At 67.1% G+C, this 20,016-nt stretch carries 17 protein-coding genes; 7 read left to right on the top strand and 10 right to left on the bottom strand.

Translation table 11 applies throughout. The features are described 5' to 3' along the window. Positions 1–28: 28 nt before the first annotated feature. Positions 29–1,687, bottom strand: coding sequence for a sensor histidine kinase (locus tag ACTWQN_RS25740; RefSeq protein ID WP_443206231.1), 1,659 nt, complete (start codon positions 1,685–1,687; stop codon positions 29–31). 323 nt (positions 1,688–2,010) lie between these two features. Here ACTWQN_RS25740 and ACTWQN_RS25735 point away from each other — a divergent pair, with 323 nt between their 5' ends. Further along, the gene (locus tag ACTWQN_RS25735) at positions 2,011–3,021 is read left to right on the top strand and encodes an Acg family FMN-binding oxidoreductase (protein ID WP_443206137.1); all 1,011 of its coding nucleotides are present in this window, start codon (positions 2,011–2,013) and stop codon (positions 3,019–3,021) included. Between the two features lie 44 nt (positions 3,022–3,065). Here ACTWQN_RS25735 and ACTWQN_RS25730 read toward each other — a convergent pair whose 3' ends face one another. From ACTWQN_RS25730 to ACTWQN_RS25700, 7 genes are all read right to left on the bottom strand, one after another. Further along, positions 3,066–3,710: a response regulator transcription factor gene (locus ACTWQN_RS25730; RefSeq protein WP_443206230.1), complete on the bottom strand. Its 645-nt coding sequence runs from the start codon at positions 3,708–3,710 to the stop codon at positions 3,066–3,068. A gap of 207 nt (positions 3,711–3,917) precedes the next feature. Beyond that, the gene (locus ACTWQN_RS25725; RefSeq protein WP_443206136.1) at positions 3,918–4,346 is read right to left on the bottom strand and encodes an FHA domain-containing protein; all 429 of its coding nucleotides are present in this window, start codon (positions 4,344–4,346) and stop codon (positions 3,918–3,920) included. A gap of 181 nt (positions 4,347–4,527) precedes the next feature. Continuing rightward, entirely contained in the window at positions 4,528–5,916 is a 1,389-nt protein-coding gene (locus ACTWQN_RS25720; protein ID WP_443206135.1) for a DUF6777 domain-containing protein, read from the bottom strand. Positions 5,917–6,182: 266 nt separating this feature from the next. Next, positions 6,183–7,004 (bottom strand): carbohydrate ABC transporter permease, encoded by an 822-nt coding sequence (locus tag ACTWQN_RS25715; protein ID WP_443206134.1) that lies wholly within the window; start codon positions 7,002–7,004, stop codon positions 6,183–6,185. A 2-nt stretch (positions 7,005–7,006) separates the two neighbouring features. Beyond that, positions 7,007–7,897, bottom strand: coding sequence for a carbohydrate ABC transporter permease (locus ACTWQN_RS25710; protein WP_443206229.1), 891 nt, complete (start codon positions 7,895–7,897; stop codon positions 7,007–7,009). Positions 7,898–7,929: 32 nt separating this feature from the next. Further along, positions 7,930–9,276, bottom strand: coding sequence for an ABC transporter substrate-binding protein (locus tag ACTWQN_RS25705; protein ID WP_443206133.1), 1,347 nt, complete (start codon positions 9,274–9,276; stop codon positions 7,930–7,932). Next, a complete protein-coding gene (locus ACTWQN_RS25700) occupies positions 9,269–10,270 on the bottom strand; it encodes a zinc-dependent alcohol dehydrogenase family protein (RefSeq protein WP_443206132.1) in 1,002 nt (333 codons plus the stop codon). Before ACTWQN_RS25700 ends, ACTWQN_RS25705 begins: the two co-directional genes overlap by 8 nt. 128 nt (positions 10,271–10,398) lie before the next feature. On the opposite strand from ACTWQN_RS25700, the gene ACTWQN_RS25695 reads away from it, so the two are divergent. Next, complete coding sequence (locus ACTWQN_RS25695; protein ID WP_443206131.1) at positions 10,399–11,376, top strand: sugar-binding transcriptional regulator; 978 nt, start codon at positions 10,399–10,401, stop codon at positions 11,374–11,376. Positions 11,377–11,424: 48 nt separating this feature from the next. Here the strand turns inward: ACTWQN_RS25695 and ACTWQN_RS25690 are convergent, their stop codons facing one another. Continuing rightward, positions 11,425–11,721 (bottom strand): hypothetical protein, encoded by a 297-nt coding sequence (locus tag ACTWQN_RS25690; protein WP_443206130.1) that lies wholly within the window; start codon positions 11,719–11,721, stop codon positions 11,425–11,427. A 214-nt stretch (positions 11,722–11,935) separates the two neighbouring features. Between ACTWQN_RS25690 and ACTWQN_RS25685 the strand changes: the two genes are divergently transcribed. Genes ACTWQN_RS25685 through ACTWQN_RS25670 form a run of 4 tightly spaced genes read left to right on the top strand, consistent with a single transcriptional unit; the run spans position 11,936 to position 16,222 of the window. After that, positions 11,936–13,138: an NsdA family TPR-like regulatory protein gene (locus tag ACTWQN_RS25685; RefSeq protein ID WP_443206129.1), complete on the top strand. Its 1,203-nt coding sequence runs from the start codon at positions 11,936–11,938 to the stop codon at positions 13,136–13,138. 35 nt (positions 13,139–13,173) lie between these two features. Next, positions 13,174–13,905 (top strand): toll/interleukin-1 receptor domain-containing protein, encoded by a 732-nt coding sequence (locus ACTWQN_RS25680; protein WP_443206128.1) that lies wholly within the window; start codon positions 13,174–13,176, stop codon positions 13,903–13,905. Next, the gene (locus ACTWQN_RS25675) at positions 13,902–15,896 is read left to right on the top strand and encodes a hypothetical protein (protein WP_443206127.1); all 1,995 of its coding nucleotides are present in this window, start codon (positions 13,902–13,904) and stop codon (positions 15,894–15,896) included. The genes ACTWQN_RS25680 and ACTWQN_RS25675 overlap by 4 nt, the downstream gene beginning before the upstream one ends. Next, positions 15,893–16,222 (top strand): hypothetical protein, encoded by a 330-nt coding sequence (locus ACTWQN_RS25670; RefSeq protein ID WP_443206126.1) that lies wholly within the window; start codon positions 15,893–15,895, stop codon positions 16,220–16,222. Before ACTWQN_RS25675 ends, ACTWQN_RS25670 begins: the two co-directional genes overlap by 4 nt. Positions 16,223–16,345: 123 nt before the next feature. On the opposite strand, the gene ACTWQN_RS25665 is transcribed toward ACTWQN_RS25670, so the two are convergent. Next, positions 16,346–16,735 carry a VOC family protein gene (locus tag ACTWQN_RS25665; RefSeq protein WP_443206125.1) on the bottom strand — a complete coding sequence of 130 codons (390 nt, stop codon included), beginning with the start codon at positions 16,733–16,735 and terminating at the stop codon, positions 16,346–16,348. A gap of 951 nt (positions 16,736–17,686) precedes the next feature. Between ACTWQN_RS25665 and ACTWQN_RS25660 the strand changes: the two genes are divergently transcribed. Then, positions 17,687–20,008, top strand: a complete 2,322-nt coding sequence (locus ACTWQN_RS25660) for a molybdopterin cofactor-binding domain-containing protein (protein ID WP_443206124.1) — start codon at positions 17,687–17,689, stop codon at positions 20,006–20,008. The last annotated feature ends 8 nt before the right edge of the window (positions 20,009–20,016 follow it).

The following is a 20,016-nucleotide window of genomic DNA, read 5'->3' as shown; positions in this document are numbered from 1 at the left end:
TCGCCCTCCACTGCCAAGATGCGGGCGCTCAACTCACCGGCGCGGTCCAGAGCAACCTGGTCCCGCCCGTTGGCAACCGCTCCACAGTGCACCGTCCACCGACCTGCGCGGCGCGTTCGGCGAGGTTGCGCAGGCCGCTGTGCGCGACCGCGTCCGGGATGCCGACGCCGTTGTCCGTCACATCGATCGTCAGGTTCCCGTCCAACGAGATCGTGACGGACAGCTCGGACGCCTGCGCGTGCCGGACGGTGTTGCTCACCGCCTCCAGGACCACCGCCTCGGCGTGCTCGGCCAGCTTCGGCACCAGCACGTCGAGCGGACCGGCCATCCGCACGGTGATCCGGATCGGGTTGTCCCCCACCAGATCTGTGATGACGCGCTGCACCCGCGCCCGGAACCGGACCGCGTTCTCGGAGGTGGCCTGCAGGTCGAAGATGCTGGCCCGGAGGTCCTGGATCACCTCGTGCAGCTGGTCGATGTGCTCGGTCAGCCGATCGGCCAGCGCGTTGGACTTCTCCCGGCGCTGGGTGCCCTGCATGGCCATGCCGATCGCGAACAACCGCTGGATGACGTGGTCGTGCAGGTCTCGGGCGATCCGGTCGCGGTCGGCCAGCACGTCGAGTTCGCGGCGGGCGGCCTGCGCTTCGGCCCGCTGCAACGCCAGCGCCGCCTGGTCGGCGAACGAGGACACCACCTGGAGCTCGTTGTCGTCGAATTCGGCGGAACCGACCGCCCGAACCGCCAGCACCACCCCGGAAATCGTCTCGTTGGCCCGCATCGGCACCGCGAGTGCGGGCCCGAACGCCACATCGATCCCTTCGGTGACGTCGAAGGCCAGCTTCACGACGTTGCGGGGGACGCGTTCCCGGAACACCTGCCCAGCCGTGGAGCCCTCAACCGGGATCGTCCGGCTGACCAGGTCGTCGACGTCCGCCCCGGCGGACACCGTGATGACGAGCTCGCTGACGTCGCTCGGCTCGTCGCCGACCGGCACCGCGATCAGGGCGTAGTCGGCGGCGGTGAGTTCGGTGGCGCGCTCGGCGATCACCTGCAGCGCATCGATGGAATCGGTGCCCGCCAGCAGTTCAGCGGTGATCTCGCTGGTGGCGTCCAGCCAGCGCTCCCGGCGGCGCACCTCCTCGAACAGGCGGGCGTTGTCCACCGAAATGCCCGCGGCACCCGCCAACGCTTGCAGGACGACCTCATCGTCTTCGGTGAACTCCCCGCCACCGCGCTTCTCCGCCAGGTACAGCCGCCCGAACGTCTCCTGCCTGGCCCGGATCGGCACGCCGAGGAAGCTGCGCATCGGCGGATGGTGCGGTGGGAACCCCACCGAAGACGGATGGTCGGCGATGTCGTCCAGGCGCAGCGGCTTGTCCGCCTCGATGACCACCCCGAGCACACCGTGCCCGGTGGGCAGCCGCCCGATGCGTTCCCGCGTCTCGTCGTCGATGCCTTCGAACACGAACTGGGTGAGCGAGCCGTCCGCACCCAGCACCCCGATGGCGCCGTAGCGCGCGTCGACGAGATCGATGGCGGTGTGCACGATGCGCCGCAGTGCCGCGTCCAGTTCGAGCTCCGAGGAGATCGCGAGCACAGCCTCCAGCAGACCGTCGATCCGATCGCGCAGTCCGATGATCTCCCCGACGCGCACTTGAACCTCGGCCAGCAGTTCCTTCAGCCGCATCCGGGACAACTCCGCCACCGACGAGGTCGCTCCCTCACGCGGCTCGCCGGAGCCAGATGGGTCTGCCCTGCTCACGGCTCTACTGTGACACGGCACGCGGGTTCGCACCGGGGCCCGAGCCCGGGCCGGGCGCACCGCCCGACTGGTGACGATCGGCTCTGGCCGCTTCGCCCTGGCTCCGGGCACGCTGACGGCGAGCAGCGGATCCCGCGTGATGCGCGCCACCGCCGTTCAACTCGCGAGGACAGCCGATGCCGCGCGCCGATCGGGCATCCGCGATCGAAGCAGCGCAACCGACCGCGCGCGACGCCGGAGGGGAACCGATGAACACTCCCATCAGGGCGGTCGGGAGCCTGGCCGCCGAGCGGGTTCGCGAAGTGCTGCTGGCGGCCACGGCCGCGCCTTCGCTGCACAACAGCCAGCCCTGGCGGTTCCGCTGCACCCCGGATGCCATCGAGCTGCACGCGGATCGGTCCCGTGCGGTCCCGGTGGCCGATCCGGACGACCGGGAACTCCTGCTCGCCTGCGGAGCGGCCCTGCTGAACCTGCGGCTGGCGATCCAGATGGCCGGGGTGCAGGCAGACGTGCGCATGCCACCGGGGCGCAGCCAGCCGGACCTGCTCGCGGTCGTCCGCCCCGCCGGACGGCGCCCGGCCACACCGACCTGCGTCGGGCTCGCGGGGGCGATCCACCAGCGCCGCACCAACCGCCGACCGTTCCAGCCGACACCGGTCCCGCTGCCGGTGCGCAACCAGCTGCGGCAGGCAGCGGAAGCCGAACGGGCCTGGCTGGCGATCCCCGAGCAACCGCAGCTGGCCAAGCTGCGATCCCTGCTCGAACGAGCGCACCAGGTGCAGTTCGCCGATCCGGCGTTCGCGGCCGAGTGGCGGTATTGGACCGGCCGCGACCTCGACGCCCGCGACGGCGTGCCCGCGCGCAGCTGCGGCCCCGCTCGGGAGCCGCAGGACGAGTGGGTGCTGAGGAACTTCGGCGGCGGCAGCGCGAAAGCCCGGGTATCCGGCAAGGACTTCGAGCCCGAGCCGCTGATCTGCGTCCTCGGCTCCTTCCAGGACTCGCTGTCGGCGCAGCTGCACGCCGGGATGGCGATGCAACGCGTGCTGCTGACCGCCACCACGGCCGGGCTGTCGGCGTCGTTCCTCTCCCAGGCGATCGAGGTCCCCGCCGCGCGCAAAGAACTGCGCGCCCTCATCGGCGGCGGGCTGTGGCCGCAAGCCGTGCTGCGCATCGGCTACGGGTCGCCGGTGCCGACGACTCCGCGACGGCCCCTGGAGGAAGTTGTCGAGGGCGAACCGGCGCACACCCACCGGGGCTAGTCGACGGCAGCCACTCCAGCCACCCGAGTCGACCCGCGCACCGGCTACGTCGAGCTCGGGCGGTGGTGCAGCCGGGTGGCCAGCACCGCGGCCTGGGTTCGGCGCTGCAGCCCGAGCTTGGACAGCAGGCGGGAGACGTAGTTCTTGACCGTCTTCTCCGCCAGGTGCATCTGGTCGGCGATCTGCCGGTTGGTCATGCCCTGGCGGATGAGCTCCAGCAGGACGCGCTCCTGGTTGGTCAGGTCGGGCAGCGTCGCCGAGGTGTCCAGCTTGGCGCGCAACTTCTCCACCAGCGCCGCGGTCGCCTGCTCACCCAGCAACGACTTGCCGGATCCGACCGTGCGCACCGCCTCCGCGAGCGCCATGCCCTTGATGTTCTTGATCACGTAGCCCGCGGCCCCGGCCAGCATCGCATCCAGCGTGGCCTGCTCATCCGGGAACGAGGTCAGCATCAGGCAGTTCAGTCCCGGCACGCTGGACCGCAGCTCCCGGCACAGCTCGATGCCGTTGCCGTCCGGCAGCCGCACGTCCAGCACCGCCACGTCCGGGCGCAGGGCGGGAACGCGGGCCAGCGCCTCACGCACCGTGCAGGCCTGCCCGATCACTTCGAGGTCGTGCTCCGCGTCGAGCAGGTCGGCCAGGCCGACCCGCACCACCTCGTGGTCGTCCACCAGGAACACCCTGATCACACCGTCGTGCAAGCGATTCACACGTCCAGGCTAAGGTTGGTACGCGGTCGCTACGAGTTGATTACGGCGCTGGGACATCAGGGCCAGGCCGCTTACCGGACGGTGGATCTTGGGCCAGCGGCTGACTTCCGTTCTGCGGCGGCGCCAGCTGCTCGGCCCACCCGAGCAACTCGCACCGCCAAGCAGAACGACTTCATAGGCGGGCCCTCACGCGTCGGCGCGGAAGGTGAAGCGGGCCTTGCCCACCCAGATCTCGTCGCCGTCGGCCAGCTCGGCGGCTTCCACCGGCAGCCGGTTGACGTAGGTGCCGTTGAGCGAGCCCCCGTCCACCAGGACGTACTGGCCCTCCCGGCGGCGCAGCTCGGCGTGCTCCCGCGAGACGGTGATGTCGTCCACGACGATGTCGCATTCGCGGCCCCGGCCGATCGTGGTGCGCGGGGTGCTGATCGCGAACCCGGTACCCGAGTCCGGGCCCCGGTTGATCACGAGCCGAGCGCGCCCGTCCGCATCACCTGACCTGCGCGGCGCCGGGACCTGCTGCGCGGCCGGGGCGGGTTGCAACCAAGACCGAGTCGACTCGTCCAACCTCTCGATGGCACTCGATGCGGGCGCGCCGATCCAGGTCTGATTCATCATCGTTCTCCTAGCCGAAAGAGAGCAGAGCACCGCTGTGGACATCCCCTGGGGTTCAGCGGCCACTGCCAGCATGCCGAAGCCGAACACCCCGTGACCAGGACCTTCGTCCCGACTTTCGCGGCCACCACAGTCGTGAGTGGTCCGCCGGGTCGAAACCCGACGAACCACTCACTCGCTGCGGTCAGTTCCCGTTGGTGGACTGATCCGGGTTGTTCGGTTGTGGCTGGTCGGGGGCTTGCTCGTCCCCGCCCTGACCCGAGTCGACCTGCTCCGGCTGCTCGTTCGAGTCGACCGACTGCTGGTCCGGATCCACCGACTGCTGCTCCGTCAGCTGCTGCTTGTCGAGCTGCTGCCCATCGCTCTTCTGGCCATCGCCCTGCTGCTTGTCCAGCTGCTTCGGCTTGGATTGGGTGGTCGGCTCGGTCGGCTTCTTGACGGGCTTGCCGTTGCGGGAGTCGTCGGCGTCCTGCTGCCGCTTCTTGGCCTCCTGCTCCGCGCTCTTGGCCTCCGCGTCCTTCTTCTTGGCGGCGTCTTCCGCGAACGTCGCGACGTTCTTGTCGTTGTCGGCCTTGGCCTGGGCGAACTTGTGCTGGTTGAACTTCGTGTCGAAGTCCTGCTTGGCCTGCAGCGTCCGCGGGTCGTTCGGGCCGAAGATCTTCACGAAGTTCTGGAACACCTCGAACGCGTCGTCGCGCTCGCGCAACTTCTTGTTCGCGACCTCCTGCGATTGCTGGGCGGTCTTGGCCACGTCCTGGGCGTCCCGCAGCGCCTTGTCGGCGTCCAGGCGGGACTTGACGGCCCGATCCATCGCTTCCTTGGCCAGCGCGTCCAGGAACGGATCGCTCTTGCCCGGGTTGGGTCCGCCTGGGCGGGTGACCGGGCCGCCGGTGCCCACATCGACCAGTGAGTGCTCGTTGATCACGTGGCCGCTGGGCTGGATCGCGGTGACCGAGCCCGGTTGGAAGCCCGTCCACCCGGCACCGGCGTAGTTGCCCTGCGGATTCGCGTCGCCCTTGGTCAACGGGTTGCCGTTGAAGCACTTGACCGTCGGCTGGCCGTGGCCGTCGATGAACACCGCGGTGCCCGCCTGCAACACGGCCGGGTAAGGAACGAACTTGCCGTCGTCGTAGCCGTGGCTGGTGACCGAGGTGTCCGACCGCAGCACCACCGGGGTCAGACTCTCGACGAACGACGGGATGTCCTCGGCCTTGACGCCCTCGACCTCCGCCCAAGCCCGCGACTTGGCCTCGTCGGCCCGCAGGTTCGAGATCAGGCTCTGCGCATCGCAGGCGGGTGTGTCGCCGTTGTCGGCGAAAAGCCCGGAGGTCTCGCCCGAGAACTCACCGGCGCTGCCCGCCGGGGGCGTCACACCGGTCCGGTCCTGGCCGACCGGAGCGGAGAACGGGTTCGCCCCGGCGGTCGAGACCGCCTCCAGTTGCACCTCGCGCGCCTGCGACTGCTGGCTGCACGCGATACCACCGACCAGCCCGAGTGCCAGCGCACCCGCCATACCTACCGTGGTGACCTTGACGCGAGTGGACTTCCCGCGCTGCGCGGCGTTGTTCGCCATTTGGTTGCCTCCCCGATGCCGGTCCTACCCGGCGCTTCTTCACATCTGCCGGTGCTCGAACACCGATTGATTCGCCCTTTCGGGCCCGATGCGAAAAAGCCTGACAGCCAGCCAGGCCACCAACGATGGAGCAAACCCCCGAAAACCGAACCCCAACCCCCAGACCCGAGGTAGGGCACTCCCCCGCCTACCCCGGACAACGAGCTACCCCGGATGCCGGGCAGCAGACCCAGTCGATCCGGGGTAGCAGGTGGTGTTGCTCGGGGTTATTTGACCGCGCCCATGGACAGGCCTCGGACGAGGTGGTTCTGGGCTATCCAGCCGATGATCATGACTGGTAGGGAGGCCATCAAGGCTGCTGCGGACAGTTGGGCCCAGTAGAGGCCTTCGCTGGTGATGAAGCCGACCAGGAACACCGGCACCGTGCCCGCTTGGGCCGCCGTGAGGTTGACCGCGTAGAAGAACTCCGTCCAGGAGAAGATCACGCAGATCAACGCGGTGGCGGCGATTCCCGGTGCGACCACCGGCAGGATGACCCGGAACAGCAGCGTCGGCAGGTTCGCGCCGTCGACGCGGCCCGCCTCCACCATCTCCTTGGGGACTTCCAGGAAGAACGAGCGCATCATCCAGATCGCCAGCGGCAGGTTCATCGCGGTGTAGAGGATGACCAAGGCCCACACGTTGTCCAGCAGCTTGAGGTTCTGCGAGATCACGTACAGCGGGATGATCGCCGCGACGATCGGCAACATCTTGGTGGACAAGAAGAATCCGAGCGAATCGCGGGTGGCGGGCACCGGTGAGATCGACAGCGCGTAGGCCGCCGGAACCGCCATCAGCAGAACGAGCAATGTGGACACCACGGTGACGAACGCGGAGTTGCCCAGGTAGGGCAGGAATCCGCGTTCCAGGATTCCGGCGAACTGGTCCAGCGTGGGGGTGAACAGCAGGCGCGGCGGGTCGGTGTAGGCGTCGGCCTCCTGCTTGAACGCGGTGAGGATCATCCACAGCAGGGGGAAGACGAACAGGATCGCGATCACCCAGGTGAACGCCGTCAGCGCGATGCGACCGGCGGGATTGTGGGTACGCATGCTCATTTCACCTCACCGCTGATGCCGAAGGTGCGGAACATCAGGCGCAGTGCGAAGGTCGCCACGATCAGGGTCAGGATCACGACGATGACGCCCATCGCCGAGGACTGGCCGATGTCGAAGCCTTCGAAGGCCCGTTGGTAGATGTAGTAGGGCAGGTTGGTGCTGGCGGTGCCCGGACCACCCTGGGTCATCAGGAAGATCGCGTCGAAGCTGTTGACGATGTAGATCGCCCCGAGCAGGATCGCCAGCTGCAGGTAGCGGCTGAGCTGCGGCAGCGTGATCGAGATGAACGTGCGCCACCGGCCCGCGCCGTCCACCGCCGCCGCTTCGAGCACTTCCTTGGACTGGGCCTGCAGCCCGGCGAGGATGAGCAGCATCATGAACGGCGTCCACTGCCAGATGATCTGCGCCATCACCGAGGCCAGCGGGAACTGCGACAGCCAGTCGGTGTCGCCGCCGAAGACGAAGTTCAGCAGGCCGTAGGTCGGGTCGAACATCGTGGTCTTCCACAGCAGCGCACCGGCTGCCGGGAGGATCAGGAACGGCGTGATCAGCAGGGTGCGCACCACGCCGCGGCCGAGGAACTTCCGGTCCAGCAGGATTGCCAACCCGAGTCCGAGCAGCATCGCCACCAGCACGCAGACCACGGTCAACACCACGGTGTTGATCAACGCCACTCGGAACTGGCTGTCGGCGAACACGTCGAGGTAGTTGCGCAGTCCGACGAAGTGCCGGGAGCCGGGTCGCACCAGGTTCCAGGACTGGAACGAGTAGAAAACCGTCAGCAGGAACGGGATCTGCGTCACCAGGATGGTGAACAACAACGCGGGCAGCAGCGGCGCCCGCCGCAACCAAGCGGTGCTGGACCAGGTGCTGACCGGTTTGCGCATCGGGATCACGCCGGGTTTGGCGGCGGTCTCTGTCATCTCGTCTCCCGGTAGGACTCGCCGACCGATTCGGCGTATTCCTGCGACTGCCGCAGCGCTTCATCGACTGAGATCTGCCCGGCGATGGCCGCGGACAACTGTTGGCTGACCCGGGTGCCGAGGTCCTGGAACTCCGGGATGCCGACGAACTGGATCCCCGGGTAGGGCACCGGGTGCACCATGCTGTTGCGCTGCTGGGCCTGATCGATTCCGTCCAATGTGGGCTGTGCGTAGGCCTGCGCGGCCTGCTGGTATTCCGGGATCTGGTAGGTCGACAGGCGACATCCCGGCGGAACCCGGTTCCAGCCGAAGGTCGTTCCGACGCTGCGCACGAACTCCTTGTCGGTCATCCAGCGCATGAAACGCCAGGCGGCGTCCTTGTCCTCGGCCACCTTCGGCATGGCCAGCGACCAGGTGTAGAGCCAGCCGCTGTTGGCGGTGCGCTCCACCGGGGCGGCCACGTAGCCGGACTTGCCGACGACCTTGCTGCTGGCCGGATCCTCGTTGGTCCCGGCCATGACCGTGGCGTCGTACCACATCGCCGCCTGGCCCTGCGCGTAACGCGTGCCGCATTCCGAGAAGCCCGCGCTGGAGGCGCCGACCTCACCGTGCTGGCGCACCAGGTTGACGTAGAACTCCGCGGCGGCCCGGAATTCCGGCGAGGTCAGCTGCGCGTGCCAGTTCTCGTCGAACCAGCGGGCGCCGAAGGTGTTGGCGACCGTGGTGAACGGGGCCAGGCTCTCGCCCCAGCCCGGCTTGCCGCGCAGGCAGATACCCGACACGCCCGCGGCCTTGTCGTCCAGCCGCGCGGCGAAGTCCGCGATCTGCTGCCAGGTCGGATGCTCCGGCATCGTCAACCCGGCCTGCTCGAACAGGTCCTTGCGGTAGGTCAGGAACGAGGATTCGCCGTAGAACGGAACCGCGTACATCGACCCCTGGTACGACAGCGAGTCCCGGATGCTCGGGATGAAGTCGTTCTGGTCGTAGCCCGGACTTGCTTTGATGTAGGGCTCCAGGTTCTCCAACCAGCCGTTGGCCGCCCACTGCGGGGTTTCGTAGTTGCTGATCATCACCACGTCGAACTCGCCGCCTTCGGTGGCGGTCGAAGCGGTGATCTTGGCGCGCGCCTGGTTCTCCGGCAGCTGCACGAACTTCAGCTGGATGCCGGGGTTCTCGCGCTCGAACTCGTCCGACAGCGCGATCGCGTCCTCCATCTGCGGATTCGACACGATTGCGATCACCAGCGTCCGCCCACCCGAACCCAGTGACCCCGCGCCCGCACAGCTGGTGAGCGCGAGCAGCGCGGCCACCACGAGCAGCGCCAGCTTGCTTCGCCTATGCATCAACACCTCCTGGCAGGACCTGAACCTTCAGTCCGCTGCCGCTGCGCATCAACTCCAGCGCTGCGGGGAACTCCTCCAACGGCAGCGTGTCGGTGAGCAGAGCCGCGGTGTCGATCGCGCCCGCGGCCACCAGATCGAGTGCCGCACCGAAGCTGTGCAGCACGGCCATCGAACCAACGATGGTGATCTCGTCGTTGTAGATGCGAAACGGCGACAGCGCCACCCGCGCTTCGGCCGGGGCGACGCCGAACACCAGCAACCGGCCGCCGCGGCGCAACGAGTCGAAGGCCGCCTCGATCGCGGACGCCGCACCGGTGCAGTCGACCGCGGCATCGAACCGCTCGTCGAGCGCGGCGACATCGCTGCCCACCGCGACGGCACCGAGGTCGGTGGCCCGGCCCAGCCGGGCTTCGTTGCGGTCGACGACCGTGACTCGCGCGCCAGCCCGCTGGAGCAACTGCTGCATCAGCAGACCCATCGTGCCCGCGCCCACCACGAGGAACCGCTCGCCCGCCTCAACACCGATCTGGCGGACGCCGTGCACCGCGCACGACACCGGTTCGACCAGCGCACCCTGCTGCCAGGTCATCGAGTCGGGCATCCGGTGGCAGGTGGCCGCGGGCACGGCGACGTATTCGGCGAACGCGCCGTTGACGGTGTCGCCGGTGGCGTTCCAGTTGGCGCAGAGGTTGCCGTGGCCGGAGCGGCAGGGCGTGCAGTACCCGCAGTACAACGACGGGTCCACGGCGACCCGGTCGCCGATCTTCCAGCCGCCGGGCACGTCCGCCCCGATCTCGACGACCTCACCGGCGAACTCGTGCCCCGGCACGATCGGGTAAGGGGTCGGCGGGAAGTGCCCGTCGGCGATGTGCAGGTCCGTGCCGCAGATCCCGCACGCACCGACCTTGATCACCAGTTGCCGGTCCCCCGGCTTCGGATCCGGCACGTCGCCCACCCTGATCGAACCGGGCTGATCAATGATCGCGGCGCGCATGACACTCCATTTCACACTGCTCATATGAGCGCTATCTAGTCGCGGGTACCCGCGATATGCCGAGCATTGAATTGCTTACCCGCCAGTTACGTCAACCTTTCAGCCAGATTTCACGCTATGGTGCTCAAATGAGCATCAAAGGACGGCGGCTCCCGACCGACACCGTCACGGCGGCTTCGATCGCGCATCGGTTCTACGTCCAGGGCCGCGCCAAGCTGGAGATCGCGGAGGAGTTCGGGCTCAGCCGGTTCAAGGTGGCTCGAATCCTCACGGCAGCGCAGGAAACCGGCCTGATCAGGATCGAGTTCGACCTGCCGGTGCCGGTGGATCTCCCGCTGTCCGCCGAGATTCGCGCCGCTTACGGACTCCGCCGAGTCCTGGTGCTCAATCGAGCGCAGACCAAGACCGATCGAATCGAGTTGCGCCGCCGGATCGGAGCCCTGGCGGCCGGGCTGCTGACCGAGATCGCCACGTCTGACGACGTGATCGGCCTGGCCTGGGCACGTTCGGTCAACGCCATGGCCGAAGCCGTCCGGTCGCTGCCCAAGTGCCCGATCGTGCAACTGTGCGGTGTGCAGGCGGGCATGGACATGCGCGACCGGTCGGTGGAGACGGTCGGCCGGGTGGCGGCCGTCGGGGGCGGCGACGCCTACCCGATCTACGGTCCGCTGGTGCTCCCCGACCGCCGCACCAATGACATCCTGCGCAAGCAACCGGGCATCGCCGAAACGTTCGAACAGTTCCAACACCTGACCAAAGCGGTGGTCAGCATCGGCGCCTGGCTGCCCGGCGAATCAACGGTCTACGACGCCCTGGGCCAAGCCGAGCGCGAGTCGATCGGCCAACGCGGCGCCACCGCCGAGGTGGCGGCCCGCCTGTTCGACGCGGACGGCAACGCCCTGTCGACGGGCCTCGCCCACCACGTGCTGGCCATCCACCACGACCAATTCCGCCGAGTCCCGGAGGTGATCGCCATCGGCTACACCAAACCAAAAGCAAAAGCGATCGACGCAGTCCTGCGCTCCGGCCTCGTGACCACCCTGATCACCGACGCCGAAGCAGCAGACCTGATCCTCCACCACGCGAACCAGCGCCCACCCCGATAACGCCCCCCGTTTCCCGTCGTCCCCGGCAAGAGGAAACGGGAAACAGTCCTACTTCTCGCCGCTGGCTACCACATCTCCGCCACAATCCGTCGACGAGCCGCGAACAGCGGTTCGAAGCGTCCAGATTTCCCTCCACCCATCGAGGGCGGCGATGAACGCAGCAGCGAGCACGAGAACCAACGCGTACCGGGCAGCACCCGCAAGATCAAGATCGAGCAGGGTGCTGGCGGCCCAAACCTGCACCGCGGTGAAACCGAATGTGAGCGCTGCGCGTCCGAGCAACGATTCGCGGTCCCGATTGCGCTCTTCGGGTATCGATTCGCGAACACCGTCGTCCTTGATCATCTCTTCTCCTAGAGTCGGCCGGTGGTCCGGCAGTTCAGCAGCCGGACCTGCACGTTTCACCTTGCGCGAAATGCGGCCGATGGGAACACCCGTTTCCCCGCGCCGACTGGACCGGGCAACGGGAAACCCGGAGGTCGATATGAGCGAGCAGCCCACACTGTTCGGGGCAGAGCTTCGTAGATTGCGTATCGCCGCTGGCCTTTCCCTGACCCGGTTGGCCGCGCTGCTGCATTACAGCAAGGGCCACCTCAGCAAGATCGAAACCGGGAACAAGCGCCCGACACCGGATTTCGCGAGGCGATGTGACGCCGTCCTCGACGCCGGTGGAAAGCTGACCGATCTGGTTTCCACGCAGTCCTCCGATGCACCTCTGCCCGAAACGCACGGCGACGGTGAGGTGTGGTTGATGAATCTCGCATCCGACGGGAAAAGCTGGTTCCAGCCGATGGATCGGCGACAGGCATTGGCAGCGGGAGCAGCCTCGGTGCTGGCCTTCGGGATGGGCGGCACGCACGCCGTCGCTTCGCAGGCCGATGTGCTCTCGACTTTCCGGACCATGTTCGACCAGTTCCGCCAATTGGGGCAAACCGCGAGTCCATCGGTAGTGCTGCCCGCGCTCATCGCGCAGACTCACACGTTGCGCGAACTCGCCGCCCAATCCCGGCCACGATTGCAGGCCGAAATCCTGGCGTTGAACTCGCGGTACGCCGAATTCGCCGGATGGATGGCGCAGGAATCGGGAAACGACCGAGCCGCGCTGTGGTGGACCGATCGCGCGGTGGAGTTCGCCGAAGCTGGCGATGACCGAACACTCGGCGCATACTCCCTGGTCCGGCGCGCACTGGTCACCATGTACCTGGATGATGCGCAACAGACCATCGAACTGGCGCGTCAAGCTCAGAACGCCAGACCTTCCGCGCGGATCCACGGCCTGGCCGCGCAGCGCGAAGCCCAAGGTCACGCGCTCGCCGGAGACTACGACTCCTGCATGCGGAGTTTGGACCGCGCTCGAAAGTTGCTCAGCACCGTCGAACTCGACGGTGAACCGGTAATCGGCACGGCGAATTTACCCGACCCCGTCGCAATGGTCACCGGGTGGTGTCTGCACGATCTCGGCCGTCCTCGGGACGCGGCCGCCATCCTGGACCGGGAAATTCGACGGGTGCCAACCGGAGCGTTGCGTTCCCAAGCACGGTACGGGGTGCGCAGAGCGCTCGCTCATGCCGAGGCAGGCGATGTCGACCACGCCTGCGCCCTCCTTGAGCAGGTGCTCGGGGCAGTCGATTCCGTCGACTCGGCAACCATCACCACGGACCTGCGTCGATTAGCCCGTGCGCTCGGCCGATTCCACACCGCTTCCTCGGTGCGCAAGCTGCAACCACGACTGATCGCTTCGCTGCACAACAAGATCGCTTGAGAAATCCGCATCCTGCCCGGAAGTGAGGTAGTGCTGTGCCTGAAATCTTCATCAATTACCGGACCGGAGACTGCGAGCAAGCCGCGGTAACGATCGAACACGACCTCTCACGCCGATTCGGCCGGGAGCGGGTCTTCCGCGCCAGCAAGTCCATCCGGCCCGGCGACAACTTCCGCGACGGGTTATCGGCGGCATCCTCTGGGAGCCGCGTCCTGCTCGCCTTGATCGGTCCGAACTGGCTCACCGCCCGAGACCACAACGGGAACCTGGCGCTGGCCAACGAGAACGACTGGACTCGCGTGGAGATCCTGAACGCCATGCGGTCCGGTGCTCGGATCATCCCGATCCTCTGTGGACGTACGATGCCTCGTCTGTCGGCGGCGAGCATGCCATCCGCCTTGGCGCGGCTCGCGGACCTCCAGTCCCTGCGCTACGACACCGGCAACGCCGAGGCCGACCTCAACCGGCTCGCGGCCGAACTCGTCGACTTTGTGCCGGGCCTGGTCGACCGCACTGCGGAGCAAACCGAAGAGCCCAGCGGTGTGGTGAATTCGAATTCCGGCACGGTCCACGGCAGCCTGACCCAACTTCGTGACCAGTACGGCGGGTTCACCGCTACGTTCCACGGACCAACCGGACCAGTGAGCACCGGATCTGGAGATCAGCAGGTTGTCTACGGCGATGGCAACGCCTACATCGATGGGAAGAACTCCGACGGAATCAACCAGAGCTTCGGCACGAAGCGCGAACCGGAGGAGGACCGATGACGGAATTCCACACCGAATTCCACGACGCGCAGGACGGCCCGATCCACGCGGGCTCAGGCGCCCTGAACGTCAATCCCGTCTTCTTGAGCATCCACGAGAGCGTCACGCGCCAGGCTCGCGGACCCCGTTTGACGCTGAAGGACGATCTGCGGTGGCTCAAACGACGATTCGCGGCGCCGCCGAACATGGGTGCGGCGCGAGATCGCCTGTTGGAGACCCGAACCGTTCTGCTGACCGGACCACCGGGAAGTGGGCGGCGCACTGCCGCGAAGATGCTGCTCAACGAGGGCACCGACGCGAGCACGCCGTTCAGCGAGCTCGCGGACGAGGCGCTCGCGCAGAGCGAAAGGCTGGACGATTCGAAGGTCCACTCGGGATACCGGCTCGTGCTCGATCTCACGGACAGCAGCGAGGAAGTATTCCGCGCTCGCTACCGGGAACTGCCATCGTTTCGCACCGCGCTCCAGCACAACGATGCCTACCTGGCAGTCGTCGTACCGGACGCCTTCAGGCACTTGGTAGATGCGGATCTGGCGCATCTCGTCGTTCGGATCGACCGGCCACGCGGTGATCTGGCGCTGCGGCGCCATCTGGAAGCAGCGGAAATCTATCCATCGGACCAGCACCTCGCCGTGGACGAGCTCGCCGAGCACCTGACCGCATCCATGTCGGAAATCGCCAACCTGGCGCAACTGGTGATCCAGGCGCGCGAGGCGGACTCGGATGGCGATGTGCCAACCTGGCTCAATGAAGCCGTTGCTGCGCGAACCGACCGCAGCGATGAGGTCGCGTCGCAGCTGAGCAAGCACTCCCGCGGCAGGATGCGGGCGGTGCTGCTCGCCGCCGCGATGTGCAGAGGCGCATCGAGTGACGCGGTGTTCTTCGCTTCCCACCAGTTGGTCGAGATGTTGGGTCTGGATAAGGCTGAGGGCCCACGACTTGCGCAGGACGGCTACCGCATCCAGCTCGACGAGCTCGACATCGACGTCGCACCGAACAACCGCATCGAGTTCGGCAGGATCGCCTACGACCGAGCGCTCCTGGAACACTTCTGGGACAACTATCCGGACCTCCGGGAATCGTACTGCCGATGGGTAGACCGGATAATCCGCCAGGAGTCGTTCAACGCGGGAGATCGGCAGAACCTGGTGGACCGATTCGGCTCGCAGGCATTGCGGACCAAATCACCTGGGCACGTGCGGTGGTTGATCGAGCGCTGGGTCTCCCCGCGGCAGAACGGGTCGAATCCCCTGTTGGATTACGGTGTGCGAGCTCTGCTGACCGGCCTCAGGGACGTGCGCCACGGCCGGTTCTTCCGACAGTTGGTGTACGCGTGGTCGCGCCGCAACGACCTCCCCGCGGAGGTCGGGCAAATCGTCGTGGACGTGAGCACCGAAGTGATCGCGCCGAACTTCCCAGATCAAGCGCTGGTGCGGCTGCACAACCGGGCCCGCCGCGAGGAAGGACCGGGAAATCCTTCGGCACGACAGGCCCTCGTAGCGCTGACCGCGCAGAATTCGATCCTGCTGCGCCTACTGCTGGACAGGCTCGCGACGGGCTTGCTGAGAGCTGACCAGTGGCAAGCCGACTTCTTCCTGTTCCTGGAGGTCGCGGATCCTTGGCGACTGGCGGATTCGAGCATGCGCTCGCAGCCACTCGCCGCGGATCAAGCAGTGCGGTCCCACCTGGTGACCTGTTGGCGGACGGCGATGGTCGCCCGCCCTGACCTCATCCTGCTCAGATTGCACCACTGGCTGGCGGCAGCCGGTCAGACCGCGCGGCACGATCTGCTGCTCGGAATCCTGGTTGAGGCAGCGCACCCGTCGATCAAACTGCTCGCCGCGCTGCACGTCGTGGCGCGCGATTGGAGCCGCACCGAGCACGGACGGCCTGAAGTCGCGATGCGGATGTCCCAGTTGATCGACATGGCGCAGGGATTGCAGCCGACGGACTACCTTTTCCCCCGAGCGCCCGAGGAGGCCGTTCAATGAGCAAGGAAAACCGCATCCTGTACGGCGGCCTGGCGTTCGCTGTCGTGGTACCCGTCGTACTCGGTCTGGTGCTGGATTGGTCAGCCTGGGTCACGGTTCCGCTGTTCGCAGCCGTGCTCTTCGGGATCTACCGGAAGCTCATGCACGGAACCAGAACCCCCAGCGACCACGTGGGTGTCGTGCTCGACAAGATCGGCCTGTACCCGGACAACCCGGTGCGCGACCTGACTGCCCACCGGTTCGCCAAGCTGATCGAAGCAGCCGGGAACCAGAAGGTCGCCGACGAAGTCCGCCAGAAGTTCGACGCACCACGCCCCTTCCACTAGCCCCGAAACCACTGGGGGTGGCCGGGAGGTGCTCGGGGGCTGAGCACCTCCCGGCCCGAGCGAACATCAGCAATCAATCCTTCGGTTTGAAGGTGGGCGCTGGTTCGTGACCGTCTACTTTGGTCAGGTTGTCTGGTTTGCGCCGTAGGGTTGGGTTATTGCTTCGAGGTAGTGGCCTGCGGGGTCGCAGAAGTAGACGCCTCGGCCTCCGTGGTTGGTGTTGTACTGCTGGGGGAACTCACCCTTCGGGTCCGCCCAGTGGTCGAGGTCCTCGGCTTGGATTCGGGCGTAGATGCCGTCGAAGTCCGCTTCCGCGACGAGGAACGCGTAGTGCTGCGGCGGGAACTCGATGCCCGGCTCGGCGAACTGGAGTGTTACGCCCCCGTCGAGGTGGACCGTGCGGAAGAAGCCGCCCGGCTCCGCCGGTGGGAGATCGAACATCTTCGTGAAGAACGATGCCGATTCGTTCTTGTCGCGCGCGGCGACGATCGTGTGATTGAAGAGAATGGTCATGAAGACCCTTCGAAACCACGCCTCCATGCCTGACGCTGTCCGCCACCGACACGCGACGCTCGCCGGATCAAACCACAACCATGACCACCACGGCAAGCAAACCGCTTGCGCCCTGATCTGCTGAACAGCAGGTGTGCGGATCGAGGCTGGGCCGTGCGTGCTCGTGACTTAGAATCCCGCTTCTTCCGGAACAACCACTCACGAACCCCCCATGCGCAACGCACGCCGATCCGCACAACCCCTAGGACGGCCGAGGCAGTGATCCAATCGCGCTACAGTGCCAAGATGGCGCGCGCTTGTGATATTTGCGGCAAGAGCGTTACCGGCCGAACAGCGAGCAATCGATGCGCGGAGTGCGACAAGAAACGCAACCGGGGGCCGCGAATCTGCATCGTCGAAGGCTGCGACAAGCCCGTAGCCAAACGTTCACCCGCAGCTGCGCTCAAGGTCTGCCCCAGGCACTACGCGCCCGGTCTCAGCAGCGGCCCGATCAACTTTCGCACCAGATAACCAGAAGAAAGAACCCCCTGCGACGCTAGCCACCCCAAACCCCGGCAGGTCTCCAGGATGACGACAGTGGCGCCCGGGCCCACTCGGGGCGAACACCGCACAAATCGCCGCTGGCCAGACCAGCCGTAGAACACCCCCGCCCGCGAGCACAGCCCAGCCCGGCTCCGATGCGCACGATCGACGCAACCCTTCCGCAGCCCGGATCGGGTGAGGGGCGAAGGGCACCTTTCGCCAAGTAAGTTGGTAAAAGGTGCCCTTCACCTGCTACGCGAACGGGTGGTTGCTCCGGTGCGGTGGGGGCTCGCGCTCGTCGTTGACCTCGACATTGATCGTCGTTACAGTGCCGCTGACCGAAACGTCAACGGCTGCGGCCCCCGAACCGGGCCCGGCTGGGTTTTCGGTTGCCGGGCACATCGGGGTGTCCGGTGGAGGGGAGCGTCGATGACTGCCCTTGATCCTTCGCCGCAGCCGCAGCCGCAGCCGAGGCCGGAGTCTGATGCGCATGTCGTTGGACGGCGGCGGTTTCTCGGATACGTGCTGGCCGCTCCCACCCTGGTGGCCGCCGCCGAGCTCGGCTTGCGGCCGGGCGCCGAGGCGGCGGTGCCCTCGCCCGGTGTGGCGGAACTGCTGGATCTCAACGACTTGTTGACGGCGGCGGCGCGGCCGACCGCCAATCTGATCAGTGTCGCGGTGCACGCCGACGGCACCGTGTCCTTCGAGCTGCCGCGCGCCGAGGTCGGGCAGGGCATCACCACCTCAACGGCCATGCTGATCGCCGAGGAGATGGACCTGCCGCTGGAGAAGGTGCGCGTCACCTTGGCCAATGCTCGACCCGAGTTGCTGTTCAACCAGCTCACCGGCGGATCGAACACGACCATCTCGACCTACACCCCGATCCGGGTGGCCGCCGCGATCGCCAAGGGCCGGTTGCTGCACGCGGCGGCCATCGAGCTCGATGCCGCGATCACCGACCTGACCGCGCGGGCGGGCGTCATCACCTCCGTCCTAGGTGGACAGATCGATTACGGCGCACTGGCGGCGAAAGCGGCGGGCGTGCGGACCGAGCAGGTCTCCGTGGAGCTCAAACCTCGTTCGGAATTCGAGGTCATCGGCACCCCGCGCGGCCGGATCGACGCGTTGGCCGCCGTGACCGGGCGCAAGAAGTTCGCGATGGACCTCGATGTGCCGGATGCGCTGCCGACCATGGTGTGCCGACCACCGACCATCAACGGCACCGTCGATTCCGTCGCCAACCTCGCCGAGGTCCGGCAGATGCCGGGCGTCACCGATGTCGCCGTCATCTACACCGGGGTGGCGGTGCGAGCCGAAACGTTCGGCCAGTGCGTCGACGGAGTGCGGGCGCTGCGGGTCAGCTGGAACGCGGGCAGTGCCGCCGGGAAGTCCGACGAATCCGTGTTGCGCGAACTGGAATCGGCCGAGCTGCCGCTCGCGGCACCGCTTGCGGAAACCGTGGAAGGCGAGTTCACCTTCTACTTCCGGGGAAACAGCGCGCTGGAACCGAACTGCGCCATCGCCGACGTCCGAACCGACCGCGCCGAGATCTGGGGCGCGCTGAAATCACCGATCGTGGCCCAGGAGACCATCGCGGCGAAACTCGGCCTGCCGCCGAGCGCGGTCGCGGTGCACGTCGTGGAAGGCGGCGGTTCGTTCGGCCGCAAGCTCTTCTTCGACGCCGCGCTGGAGGCCGCCGAGATCTCGCAGCAGCTCGGCAAACCCGTGAAGCTGATGTGGCATCGCGCCGACGACTGCCGCCAGGGCCGCACCCATCCGATGAGCACCTCGCGGATCCGGGTCAGCTACGCGGGCGACACCGTGCTCGGCTTCGACCAGCGGCACACCAGCGTGTCCACCGACTTCGGTCACGGTCTCGGCGAGGTCCTCACCGCCATGGCGGCGCAGCTGCCGGTCGGTGATCTCGGGTTCTCCGAGACGATCTTCCAGCTCACGCAGTCGATGCCCTACGACTTCGGCGTCACCGCGCAGCTGCTCAGCGAGGTCGACAAGGGCTTCAACACCGGCAGCATGCGCAACATCTACTCCCCCGACGTCACCTGCGCCCGGGAACTGATCGTCGACCGGCTGGCCGCGACCACGGGTCGCGACCCGTACCGGTTCCGCCGCGACTTCCTCCAGGACGACCGGTCGCGGGCGGTGCTGGACAAGGTCGCGGAGGTCGGCGGCTGGGGCCGCGCGATGCCCGCGAACATGGCGCAGGGCATCGCCTTCCACGCCGAATACCACGGCGTGAGCGCCGCACTAGTCGAGATCGACTGCCGACCGGAGACCGTCAACCGCCCGATCCGCGATGCGGTCAGCGGACCGCGCGTCACCAAGGCGATCTTCGCCGTGGACGTCGGGCTGGCGGTCAATCCGCGCGGGCTGGAAGCGCAGATGATGGGCGGCATCATGGACGGCATCGCCCAGGTGCTCACCTCCAGCCTGCACCTGACCGACGGGTACTTCCTCGAAGCCAGCTGGGACAACTACTTCTACACCAGGCAGTGGAACACCCCGCTGGACGTTCAGGTGATCGTCATGCCGCCGACCACCGGCGAGCCCGGTGGGGCCGGGGAGCTCGGCGTCGCCGCGTCGATGTCCGCCGTCGCGTGCGCGTACGGGCGCGCGACCGGGCGCATGCCGACCAGCTTCCCGATCAACCACGGCACGCTGTCCTTCGAGCCGAAACCGACCGAGCCGCCGATCCCGGAATCGCCCACCGACGGCCTGGACCACGCCTACTGAGGAGAACC

It is taken from the genome of Saccharopolyspora antiqui, assembly GCF_052246905.1.
GTDB lineage: Bacteria > Actinomycetota > Actinomycetes > Mycobacteriales > Pseudonocardiaceae > Saccharopolyspora.
This window is presented reverse-complemented; position numbering and strand designations above follow the sequence as displayed.